The following is an 11651-nucleotide window of genomic DNA, read 5'->3' on the forward strand; positions in this document are numbered from 1 at the left end:
AGTAAATCGATTTGGGCTGAAAAGAACTTAGCTCAAATCTAATCTGACAGGCACCGATTGAAAAGCGGGTAAGTGTCAGATCAAGTCTGAGCTAGTACAATCAATCACTTCGGGCGTTCGTCCCATGAAATCCAAATCGTCACTCGCGAGCGATTCAAACTGTTCACCTGTCAGTCTATCGATAAGATAATATTCACCCCAGATTAAAAGGGCTTGGCCACCAATTAGAACAAGTCTATCAGCCAGCTCTTGTGGGATAACAGAGAGCAACTTGGTGGCTTTTTCAAGTGTGTCGAAAGGTTTGATTATGGTGTTATTCAAAGCCGAAGCTAACACGCTCTGCGCGATGGCGGTTGGCATTCAATTGACGAGGTGAGTCCTGACGTTCTTGGTGCGAGCGCATGCGAAGCATGTCCTTCTCAAGAAGGCGTTTTTCCATTACTTTGCTCATTTCAGGGCGCAAATTACTTCGCATAGTCTCGCTCAATCATCATTACACGGTTAAGAGTATAAAAGGAATCGGCCAAATCAGCAAATTATTGAATACCGAAGCAATACGCGGCATACACTCACCTCAACCGCATGGATACGCTCGATTCAGTTTCTTAAGAACTCCATTAACCCTTAATTTGCTAAGCATATCTGTTTGCCGCTGCAATACCGTTAGGGTTTATCATACTCACGCTGCGCATGTATGCTTGCCTCTTTCATAAGGCGTAGCACGCGAGCTCTCCCGAAAATACCAAAGCACACATTGCACTAAGAGAGCAAAGAAATATAAAGGCTGACCCTATTCGAGCAGTAGTGCTTTATTTGATTGGATCGTTTGCCTCTGTCTTAACAGAAAAAATTTAATATTCTCCAACGACACAGCTTCTCACCGTTTTCGACTCTTTGAGTTATATCGAACCAGAAATGAACTAAACAGCATATACAAAGATTATCTGAAACGGCTTATTCAACGTCACCGATGTTGTGATACAACAAAGAGCACACTACAAGCCCTCAGATGGGCGCGTTCTGTCTTATGTATCTAAGGTTAGTTTGTCCCAGTCATCAGTGCATAGCATCCATTCTAAAGCCCTACGCCTTTCAATAATTACGTGTTGCGCTACATCACTAAGTAAATTTACGCTATTGGCTTCTGCATTTACTATCGCCCAATGAAGGCAATAAGCTAAATCGCAAACAGATATAATTTGAGAGGATGACCGAACGGAGGACAGTGCTTTATACTCACAAGAGCTACCATTATTTTTTATATCTGGAAAATGCTTAATCAATGAATTATCGCATGCTGAATCAAAAGAAATAGACTTAACGAAACCTAATGACCAAGCAAAAGCGTTTAATCCCTCAACCTGTGATTGGAAGCGCGTTATATTGTCTTCGCGCTCGTTTAGATAAATCCTTTCTGAATCACTCAGGTAATCGATAACACGCTCCCTCTCCAACCACTGAATAGCGAGAGACTTATCAAAGCGGTATGAGCAAGCAACGACCGCAAAGAGGGCCAAGCTACGTCCTACAATTTCCTGTTGGGGCCGCAGCCCAATATCATCATCAAGTAATGGCAAATTAGTGTTTATCTCATACCCTAACTTTTTAGCGTTCTTCTGCGATATTTCACGTATTTTTTGAAGGTCCATAATACCTAAGCCCTAATTAGTTCTGAAAATGATCGGCAAAACCGCCCGTACCATCTTTATGCAATGTATTTTGAAGGTTTTTATCTCGGTGAACTTCATTACGCAATAATTGCATTGAACCCGAGTTACCTTTGGGGTGATGCCACTCAGTATCTGGCGGATTCTTCAAACCACTCTTCCCAGACCTCATATGCTGAAGTACATCTTTACCAAGGACTTGATTTATACCTTGAGCAAAATTAGCATCCCTTTCCAGTACGTCTGCAAAAGCTTTGTTTGCAGATTTCCGATGGGCACTTCTTGAAGTTCCACTTATTACAGCTTCTGTGAGAACTTCGTAAAATTTTCCTTTTTTTACAACCCCTTTCAAAACATTTTTTGATGCATTCCCTGACAACAACATCGTAGCATAGAAAGATGCTCCCATTTGGTCCTTCGCGGCTTGAATATCAGCCCTATCTTCTGGATCATTTCTTAGAGCCGGTATAGAGCTTAGTTCACCATAAACTATGTCAAACGTAAGCCCCGAGATGGTTGATTTTAAAAGTCCTAAATAGGCATTTCCTTCAATGTTTTCAATTGTTCCACTAATTGTAATCGAGTAGTCTTCTTGGGACGCACCAGCCTCATTTTTACTTTTGCTCGCTGTACTGCCTATGTCAGTGGTTTCTGTCGTTTTTTGTGATGAGCTGTTACTTGCACCGTTGTTAGCTTGAGGCCCACTTGTACTGCCAGTTCCTTGAATAAACGGGTCAACGCTTAAAAACCGGCCAATATTGTAGTCGTAGATGCGCCCATTCATATGAATGAGCGAGCCTAGTGCACTTTTAACCGTTTATGCCGATTTGGCGAGGAGAGCAGCGCTTTTAAAGAGCATTGATATAGACTGACAAATCTATTTGAAAAATACCCCTATGTGGGGGTTTTGGTGTTCAACAACTATCACTATCAATGAGTAAGCAATATTTCAAGCAACCTGACCCTGAGGGATCTATTGGAAGTGATAGCTAGTCAACGGAACTCATATTATTTTCCTGCGCTGGTGAAAATATCTTTGCTCTAATGTTAGCGGAATTTTCTAGTTAAAAGTGCTATTTTTTTGGGGAGGATTACAGTTGAATTTCTCTGTTCATAGGCACCAAGTATAGTGAGATGATGCTTATGAACCACATGAATTAGAATCACACGGCTCATGCGCTTTCTTTGTAACCGGTCTATTTATCTCGATTACGATACGCTTATCTTTAATGTACGAATATCAATTTTGGGCGCTGCTACGTTTAAGTGTTAATGTCAAGCCGTATTAAAACTTTGGGACTCTGTGGATTTAAACTTAGCTCATGAGAGACATCATAAATAGAACGCACAAAAGAAGGTAATAAATGCAAGTATCCCTCCTTAAGCTTAAGTCCATAAAATTTTCGTTTTGCCATCAAATGTCCCAAATTAAAGGCCGCCTTTAAATGCTTTTGTGCGAGTTCCATATTTTTTTGTGGTGAATCTTGAAGATACGCTAAACCTAATCCGAACTGAGCTCCCATTTCACTTTGTTTATACATTGCTTTTTTAAAATGATGAATTGCATTTGCCAAATCTTTTCCATCGACATGAATTTTTAGCAAAATACGCCCAACGTCTAGATTATATTTACCTTCAAGCCTGGCCGCTCTTTGATAATAATTTAGTGCTGACTTCAAATTATTGCTTCCCTCTTTTGCTTCATAACCCATTGCTATGAGATAGGTATAGTGCTCACAACCATAATTAACTAGCTCTTTAAATAAACTAATGGCGTCGTCATACCTGCCGGACATAATCAGTTTCGAACCACTTTGAAACATTTTCTCCTCTTCATCATCGGTAAGCCTTTTTTTTATAAAATCCACTTATTTCACCAATTCATTCGTTTGTACAGGTTTTATTTCAACGTCTTTTTTTCGTTTGCTCGCATTCCGCACATCCTTAACAACTTGCAGTTCAGGCTCTAGCTTCCGCTTGCCATCTAGCCCGATTGAATTCGTACACAATGTCGTTAAGAGGCAGAATGACATGTCATATATATGTTTTTTCGCCGTTGATGCAGTCGTATACCCAACATAGCTAGAAGCGCCGGTCCAAAAGACAAGAGGAATAGCGGTTGCAATTCCGCCCCAAGCACCATGCTCGTGGGCATTACTTCTTTGTTGCCTAATTATATTAATCGAGACATTATTTGCCTCCAACAGCTTTCCATACGCAGCATTATTCTGGCAACTGATGTTACAATGAATATCCGCTTTAGTAATTATACCGTCTTCATCTTGTTCGATGTTTCTCCATTTTGCATCAACACTCGTTTCATTACCCTTTTTCATATTTGTTGTGCTTGCAACGTTTGACTGATCAGTTGAAGTATTTAATTTATTTAAAGACGAGCCAATGTCAGTTGCTTCTCCTCCACCAACTATTCTCGCTGATAAACTAACCGATGTCTCAGAACCATTGCTATTGCTGTTAGTCGTTTGCGTTATACTAAATTTTCGACTGCTTCCGTCAGCCATATTTACTGTTCCAGAGGTCGTAGTTTCAGTTTCTGTCCTTAATCTAGAGCCTGTTTTCGCAACCTTCTTAGTTTTTACTTCGTCCACTTCCGCCTCTACAGTGTAACCAGTCGGATCAGTAAAACTAAGCGGATTATTGAGTACATAGGAATAAGGATTGATGCCCTGACTGCCAGTACCTTGAATGAAGGGATCAACGCTTAAAAACCGGCCAATGTTATAATCGTAGATGCGCCCATTCATATGAATGAGCTCAACCTCATCCAGTTGCTCTTAGCTTGTAAATCCGACGCATGCGGCTATGCAGTAATTAGTGTTGGCACGCCTTGCTTGCCTACTAGATACCCTCAGACAAATTTCATACATTGTAAAACCTCACTCACACTATCGTTGATTGGACTACATTTTTTTGCTAGATTAAAAAGGTTTTGACTAGATGAACGATCAGGCTTTACTCTTGCACCGCGTTTTCAATTTAGCTTTTGAATAACTCCGTCAACCCCCAATTCGTCGAGCATATCTGATAGCTTGGCCGATGCACCATTCACATATTCTTTAATTTCGTCGAAGTCGGTTGATAATTCCTGAAAGTCGATATCAAAAAAAATTTTGGCGTCAAATTCACTTTTTAATGTGCACCAGTCAACGCCAACCTTTCTATCTCTTTTGCTAAGTCTAAAGTCCGCTCGATTCTCAAGTTCCGAAATGCTGAGTGATATAATTATTTCTTCCGTAAAAATGAATATTCTATACCCCATACCCAAAGAGCTTAAGTCTTCCTGTACTGTGTAATCTTCAAAGAAACCATCTGCCTTAAGAAACATAAAACTGTTAACGAATGCCTCTCTAATAATACCGTAATTTAAGTAATGCCTCTTATAATCTATACTCATTTTATTCGTAACTTGTGGGTTTGATATTGTCTTCTGGTCACTTCTTGCAGCTCAGCCTCATACCAAGGCCCCGGAACATTGCCTCGACCTTTTGCAAACCCAATATCGTGTATTTGATATTTGGCATCCATAACACCATTTATCCAACCTCTGTTAAACGATACGGAAATTGCTTGCTGCACTCCAAAACTGTCATAGTCGGTGTATTGTAAATCAGGTAAGTCATCACCAACTAAAGTTATTAGCTCAAAACAATCATCCACACTAATAACACCTCAAGGACCATAAAGGTAATAGACATTAATAGATCGAATACCTTGTATAGCGAACTATAACTAACCCATTTTTGCTTGCATTGAAGGCGGTAGTCCGCTGATATTAGCCAAAACCAACCACGATAAACCCACGGAAAGCTAGAAAACAATTCTGATATAAAATCAAACATCTTTTATTACCTTTATAATATTCAAAACATTGTCCCCGCCTCACCAGCAACTTCCCAAATACTCATATCATTGAATTTTTGTTTGTAAAACTCCTGAATGGTGGGTTCATCTAAATCATCGAAGTACTGGCCATACGGAAGTAACCCCTTAAGATTTCTGCGGGACGCGTTATCATACGATTCCGCAAGTGCCTCGCCGATTTGCACCCCAGATCTTTGCGCTGCTTTTAAAGAGGAGTTTGCTTTTACAGCACTCAAACCGGCTAAAGGAGCGCCAAATTGAGGTTGTCCAATACCAAATGTGAAGAAACTTGCATAAGCTAAGGCTTTAGACTGGATAGCAAGCCTCATTGAATTAGCGCCATTCGCAACACCAACCCCCAACTTAATCGGGTTGAAATCAATATGCTCAGCCAAAAACGAATCTACTTCATTTAGCGCTTGTTTTGACAACCCCCCCAAATAATCCATGAAGCCAGTTTCATTTTCTGACACGGGTTGTGTCCCGCTTTCTGAATCAAAACTTACTTGAGCTGTTTGGCTTTGGCTCCCTATATCAGTAATACTGACATTTACGCCGTTTTGGGAAGAACTGTAATTAGATACCGCACCATTATCACCAAATCCAACGGTTACACTGGCACCTTGTGAGTTGTTTCCTGAAACGGAATCGATTTTAATTAAATCTCCACTGCCATCTCCAGCGTCAACGTAATTGTTTCCAGCAGAATCCGTGAAAACTTGATCGTCTTTACTTACTTCTATAGTCTCAACATCCTCCTCCGCCGAATACCCCGTAGGATCAGTAAAACTAAGCGGATTATTGAGCACATAGGAATAGGGATTAATGCCCTGACTGCCAGTACCTTGAATGAAGGGATCAACGCTTAAAAACCGGCCAATATTGTAGTCATACACCCGCCCATTCATATGAATGGCGACACAGTACGTTTAGCACCTTAAGTCAACAGCAAGCTTTTAAAGAACAAATAGTTAGAAACGACTTTTTGATTAGATTAATGTAAATGCCTTGAATAATACAGCCTTAGAAATTTTGAAGTCCAACTTGAATTTGCCAACTACTCACTGTAATAACACCAATAACGGTTTCGGGGGGATGATTAAAAATGGAAATGACTTCACTACGATTACTGCACAAAAGTATGTTGGCAATTAGCACAGACATTCAGCAGTTTAGAATCAATACGGGCTCAGCCAGTTTCGACTGTTTATTTTCAACTAGAGAAAATCCCTTTTCGCTAGCCCTGACTTCTAGAGGTGAAAACCCCAGATTCTTTAAATTTGACGTTCACGTTGGTTATAGGATCGTCCCATACTTCGGTGATTTTTATTCGGATTTGGTCGAAGTTCTTCGAAGTGGTGCGAATACGGGTATACCACTAAAACCAAGAGATTTTTTGGAGCAAGTAAACAGTCAAATTCCAACCAAAGCGACAGCAAATAACAACCCTTCTACAAGTGAGATCATTCGCCTACGCCCTGACATCACCGAAGATAGAGACAGACCACATTTCGATACTTGGATATTTTGGAAATCGAAAGATAGACAAGGGCCAACTAAAGAGAATCAACATAAAACACTTGTAACAATGGGACCGGAAGCTCTTCAATTTAGCCTAGATAACCGAGCGTCATCCAAGTGGAGTGCGAAAGACTTGGGGAGAGATTGGCGTAAAATCAAAAAGCCAGACGAGCCAAGTTAGCTGAATTTGACTTAACTTAATAGCAAGATATGTGAACCAGTCGATCCTGACACAAACCAATCTATACACCAATAAATATATGGGTTAAACTATAACCACACCTAATTGATATAGTCAGGATTAGTGAGCGATGTCTGTTTCTGCTTTAGTTGCAAATCGAGTATCCCGTATGAAACGTGGCACTCCATTTTCTATTGAAGGGTTTTATTCCTTAGGCTCAACTACGTCTGTACAAAAGGCAATGAGCCGCTTGGCTAAAGAGAGAGTAATTGTTCGTGTCGCTAAAGGAATTTACTCCAGACCTAAACCTCTTAAAAATATTCCTTCTGTAAAGATCACCGCAAAAGCTGAAGAAGTTGCTAAAACATGGGCACGCGCGAACCATTACAAAATGGTCCCTCAAGGGTTAGAAGCCGCTTATAGATTGGGGTTGCAAACTCAAGCGCCAATGAAATCAGTGTATTGGACTACTGGACCTACTAGGGAATTTAAAGTTGGTAGTGAAGTAGTGCAAGTGCATCATACAACTAACAAGAAGCTGCAATGGGAAAACAAACCTGAAGGTAAAGTGTTTAGAAGTCTATTAACGCTTTCTCCTGAGCACACCCCTGAGTCGTCGTTAAAAAATGCTCTTTCACGATTACAGTTATCAAAACAAGAAACATTAAAAGTTCTATCGAAATTACAGAAAAATACAATGTTGGCAGAGTGGAAAAATAAACTCAAAAATGTCGAAAGAAGCCTTATTTCATGAATATATTCGAGCTGTATGCTGACAAATCAAAACATGAAGAGCTTAGTGACATTTTCACCTTTGGTGCTCAAAATCATCCAAAAGGTCTTGCAGCAAACTTTCTAGAAAAAGATGTCTGGGTAACAGAAATTTTAAGGCTTCTGTACGAAGAAAAACTGTTAGGTGGTTTTTCAGTTGCATTTAAAGGTGGAACGGCATTAAGTAAATGCTGGCAAGCCATTTCTCGATTTTCGGAAGACATTGACTTGTCCATACATTGGGCAGATTTATCGGGCCTTTCTGAAGACGAAGAGTTTACAGAGTGGAAGAAAAACACTAATAGTAAAAGCCAAAGTAATAAATTCAGAAAAAACCAGCAGAGGCGATTACTTACATGGAGTGAAGGATTAGTTCTCTTGCTCAATAAGAGGCTATCTCAATATCAAATCGAAGGCTTGTTCGCCGAAATGGAAGATGGATCTGACGGCGAAAAAATTAACATTCACTTTCCTCGCATGACAAAAGGACAGCATGACTACCAGTTAGATCATGTACTTCTCGAATTTGGTGGCCGAAACAGAGGTAAGCCAACTGAAATCATTGAGGTTGATTGTTACTTGGGCCACACTCCCGGCTTAGAGCAACTAGTATTACCAAAGGCTTCTGTAAACGCTTACCAGCGAGAATATATTCTGTGGGAAAAACTTACTGCCTTACATCAATTTTGTTCTCAAGATAAGGAACCCAATACTAATAGACTTGCTAGGCATTGGTACGATGTAGATTGTCTATTGAAAACAGGATTCGCAGATCCTTTCACATCAAATGTAGCCAGAAATGATGTGGTAGAAATGAAAAAACATAGATGGGCAAGTAGCGGTGTTGATTATGAGGCAGTACTCGTTGGTGAATTATTGTTAATTCCTAATGAGGAACGGCTCAAAAATATCGAAAAAGACCATGAAGATGCGGTCAAAGGTGGAATGTTTTTTACTGAAACTGATTCATTCGCAGAAATCTTGGGTAGATTAAAGAAAAATCAAGACAGAATTAATCACCAGTTTAAGTCAGGCGATACCAATTCCATTTCCCAATAGGCAGCAATGCCAAGCCAACTGTCACCGCAGTGCTAACGTTCTCTATTAATAGCAAGGAGTTATTGGCCTGTCATTTTTGTAAAATGCTAACTTGAAGTAGGCGAATAAATACTCGGTAGACTGGCAGCGGGATGAGTGCGAAGCAATTTCCGTATCGTTTAATAGAGGTTGGATAAATTGAACATGATTTGAACAACATGATAAATGTACAGATAAATGGTGTTATGGATGCCAGCTATCAAATCCACGATATTGGGTTTGCAAAAGGCCGTGCTAATGTTCCGGGGCCTTGGTATGGAGCCGAGCTGCAAGAAGTGGCCAGAAGACAATATCAAACATGGACACCAATGGACCCGAGGACTATAGATAATTGCAGAGGCGCAGCAGGTTTGCCTTCGGGCGGCGCAAGTCAAGCAAACAATACTGCCGAATTCCTCCTAAGGGGAGAAGCAAAGAAAGCGGATATTATTCAAATGAGGTCAGCCTTGCCACTGGATGGAAACAAAGGAGGACTTCCTGAATATATCATTGATCCCAAAAACGTAAGAAATACAGATTTTGATATTATTGAACTATAGGCTAACTAATGGATAGAAAATATGCGGGAATGACGGTCAATGAGCGGCTTTACGTGGCAGGCTTGTTCGATCAATTTGATAGAGCTGTGAGCGATAAAGACAGAGACAAAGTCCGAGAAATTCTTATAAAAGTTGAGCTGGATGATAACTCAATCATTCCTATTTTAAAGGAGCTAGGATTAGAATGATTGGAATTCATGCAAGATTGAACTTTGAGGTCTAGAGCACATATCTTTTGCAATAAACACTTTTGTCATCCAATAAGGATATTGTGGCGAAGAAAAAAGTTGATGAAAAAATCTTAAATAATGTCAATAACTGATGATCAATTGCAGGCTATGAATAGACTGATGTAATACGGCGATTTCTGGTAACCGAGTATTGTTAAAAATTTCTTCAACTCAGATACGCCTCAGGTTGTTACTTATGGATATGATGAATTGCATCTTCAATTCCATAGGACAAAAAATATGATAAAAGGTACCTATAAAGATTATATAGAAACGCTGAGAGGAAACACTGTCGACAGCATTCAAAAATCGTTGCAGCTATTACTCGAAGACCGTTGCAAAAGCAAATGCTGGGTTAGTGAAATTCCGGTCATAGAGCGTATATTGGATCGGTTCGATGAGCTTACACCGCTTTGGGTTGAATTGAACTCAAAGCTTAGTTTTAACGCTCGGTATGATTTTATCGACTGTGTACTGGGATTAATTATTTTTGCAAAACCCGATAGTTTCATTGAGGCTCGCCAAGTAGCCAAAGAACTCCATGCGATAAACACTGATATTGCAAATACGGCAGGCCATTTGGCTGACTTGCTATCATCTCAAAGTGAAATGTCGGAAAGCTCAGGGTTTACCAGCGATATTTACTATTCAATCAAAGACCCCATAAACGATGCAGCCAACACAGCGCAAAACTACCTTTTTGAGAGTTACCCAAAAGAAAAGCTTAACCAGTTGTTCGGGCGTTACGATTTGAAATATTGGCCTTCACTGCCCCAGATAATCCGGGCCATTGCAGATAATGCTAACCAGGCCGACGTGTACGCAAATAACGAAATAACTTCGGTGGGCACGCAGTCGCAACGCGCTTCATCAGTGGATTGTATTCGCGCTTTTTATACGGCATTGGGCAACTTTACTGTCCATGATTCGCGTATGGTCGAGAAAGTAATGACATTCCCCAACCCAGCCATCGTTGGATTGTTGAATATTGTGTATGACTGGAAAGACGAAGAAATACTCTCTGATGAGCAACTGAAGAATTATAAGTCTCGGATTAAAAGGCAAGTGTAGTTTTGCGCAACGTTATATGGACCCCTCAGGGTCAGGTTGCTTGAAATATTGCTCACTCATTGATAGTGATAGTTGTTGAACACAAAAAACCGCGCATAGTGGTATTTTTCAAATAGATTTAGTCAGTCTATATCAATGCTCTTTAAAAGCGCGGCCCTCCACGCCAAATCGGCATAAACGGTTAAAAGTGCACTAGGCTCGCTGATTCATATGAATGGGCGCATCTATGACTACAATATTGGCCGGTTTTTAAGCGTTGATCCCTTCATTCAAGGTACTGGCAGTCAGGGCATCAATCCTTATTCCTATGTACTCAATAATCCGCTTAGTTTTACTGATCCGACGGGGTATTCGGCACTTAATAACGATGGTTCAATATGCGACGGCGACCTTACAGGGTATTGTCAAACAAGAAGCTTTGAAGTTCAGGGAACTTCTTCAGGATCAAGCAAAGCCACACAGACTGAAGAGGCTGGTGACAATGGTGCGACAAACTATCTAACAAGTATAGAGACAGAGCTGTTAGAGTTAGGGGGTACGGTAAATACTGCTGTGAAATCTGCTTCGCTTCCAGAGTTTGATTTTACAGCAGATGTTGCTGGTGAAAATGTAGGTGGAAATGCAATGTCCTTAGGAGCCTTAGCCCCTGAAGGCGGCATTACCCTTCCAAATTCGAGCGTAGATTCAGAAG

14 protein-coding genes and 2 pseudogenes are annotated in these 11651 nt (G+C 40.4%); 7 read left to right on the forward strand and 9 right to left on the reverse strand.

The genetic code is table 11. The annotated features are described in order from the left end of the window. Positions 1 to 75: 75 nt before the first annotated feature. From ACFO4O_RS15195 to ACFO4O_RS15235, 9 genes and pseudogenes are all read right to left on the reverse strand, one after another. Positions 76 to 321 (reverse strand): hypothetical protein, encoded by a 246-nt coding sequence (locus ACFO4O_RS15195; RefSeq protein WP_382410054.1) that lies wholly within the window; start codon positions 319 to 321, stop codon positions 76 to 78. Beyond that, positions 314 to 475, reverse strand: a complete 162-nt coding sequence (locus ACFO4O_RS15200; protein WP_382410056.1) for a hypothetical protein — start codon at positions 473 to 475, stop codon at positions 314 to 316. Before ACFO4O_RS15200 ends, ACFO4O_RS15195 begins: the two co-directional genes overlap by 8 nt. Positions 476 to 1025: 550 nt before the next feature. After that, positions 1026 to 1649, reverse strand: a complete 624-nt coding sequence (locus tag ACFO4O_RS15205) for a DUF4272 domain-containing protein (RefSeq protein ID WP_382410058.1) — start codon at positions 1647 to 1649, stop codon at positions 1026 to 1028. Between the two features lie 16 nt (positions 1650 to 1665). Beyond that, the gene (locus tag ACFO4O_RS15210) at positions 1666 to 2451 is read right to left on the reverse strand and encodes a hypothetical protein (protein WP_382410059.1); all 786 of its coding nucleotides are present in this window, start codon (positions 2449 to 2451) and stop codon (positions 1666 to 1668) included. Between the two features lie 478 nt (positions 2452 to 2929). Further along, positions 2930 to 3535 carry a tetratricopeptide repeat protein gene (locus tag ACFO4O_RS15215; RefSeq protein WP_382410061.1) on the reverse strand — a complete coding sequence of 202 codons (606 nt, stop codon included), beginning with the start codon at positions 3533 to 3535 and terminating at the stop codon, positions 2930 to 2932. Continuing rightward, entirely contained in the window at positions 3536 to 4456 is a 921-nt protein-coding gene (locus tag ACFO4O_RS15220) for an RHS repeat-associated core domain-containing protein (RefSeq protein ID WP_382410080.1), read from the reverse strand. It lies immediately after the preceding gene. Positions 4457 to 4659: 203 nt separating this feature from the next. Further along, positions 4660 to 5013 carry a hypothetical protein gene (locus ACFO4O_RS15225; RefSeq protein WP_382410063.1) on the reverse strand — a complete coding sequence of 118 codons (354 nt, stop codon included), beginning with the start codon at positions 5011 to 5013 and terminating at the stop codon, positions 4660 to 4662. Positions 5014 to 5078: 65 nt separating this feature from the next. Then, the gene (locus ACFO4O_RS15230; protein WP_382410065.1) at positions 5079 to 5345 is read right to left on the reverse strand and encodes a hypothetical protein; all 267 of its coding nucleotides are present in this window, start codon (positions 5343 to 5345) and stop codon (positions 5079 to 5081) included. 964 nt (positions 5346 to 6309) lie between these two features. Beyond that, positions 6310 to 6463 (reverse strand): annotated as a pseudogene (locus ACFO4O_RS15235) (RHS repeat-associated core domain-containing protein); the annotation flags it as partial. Positions 6464 to 6660: 197 nt separating this feature from the next. Between ACFO4O_RS15235 and ACFO4O_RS15240 the strand changes: the two are divergent. From ACFO4O_RS15240 to ACFO4O_RS18105, 7 genes and pseudogenes are all read left to right on the forward strand, one after another. Beyond that, positions 6661 to 7251, forward strand: a complete 591-nt coding sequence (locus ACFO4O_RS15240; protein ID WP_382410067.1) for a DUF6037 family protein — start codon at positions 6661 to 6663, stop codon at positions 7249 to 7251. A gap of 130 nt (positions 7252 to 7381) precedes the next feature. Continuing rightward, positions 7382 to 8005, forward strand: coding sequence for a DUF6088 family protein (locus ACFO4O_RS15245; protein ID WP_382410069.1), 624 nt, complete (start codon positions 7382 to 7384; stop codon positions 8003 to 8005). Beyond that, positions 8002 to 9081 (forward strand): nucleotidyl transferase AbiEii/AbiGii toxin family protein, encoded by a 1080-nt coding sequence (locus ACFO4O_RS15250; RefSeq protein ID WP_382410071.1) that lies wholly within the window; start codon positions 8002 to 8004, stop codon positions 9079 to 9081. Before ACFO4O_RS15245 ends, ACFO4O_RS15250 begins: the two co-directional genes overlap by 4 nt. Before the next feature lie 197 nt (positions 9082 to 9278). Beyond that, complete coding sequence (locus tag ACFO4O_RS15255; RefSeq protein ID WP_382410073.1) at positions 9279 to 9659, forward strand: hypothetical protein; 381 nt, start codon at positions 9279 to 9281, stop codon at positions 9657 to 9659. Positions 9660 to 9667: 8 nt separating this feature from the next. Next, a complete protein-coding gene (locus ACFO4O_RS15260; protein WP_382410075.1) occupies positions 9668 to 9847 on the forward strand; it encodes a hypothetical protein in 180 nt (59 codons plus the stop codon). 282 nt (positions 9848 to 10129) lie between these two features. Next, complete coding sequence (locus ACFO4O_RS15265; RefSeq protein ID WP_382410076.1) at positions 10130 to 10960, forward strand: hypothetical protein; 831 nt, start codon at positions 10130 to 10132, stop codon at positions 10958 to 10960. A 201-nt stretch (positions 10961 to 11161) separates the two neighbouring features. Then, positions 11162 to 11317: pseudogene (locus ACFO4O_RS18105) on the forward strand (RHS repeat-associated core domain-containing protein); the annotation flags it as partial. Between the last annotated feature and the right edge of the window lie 334 nt (positions 11318 to 11651).

Source organism: Glaciecola siphonariae (genome assembly GCF_042652645.1).
In the GTDB taxonomy this organism is placed as follows: domain Bacteria; phylum Pseudomonadota; class Gammaproteobacteria; order Enterobacterales; family Alteromonadaceae; genus Glaciecola; species Glaciecola siphonariae.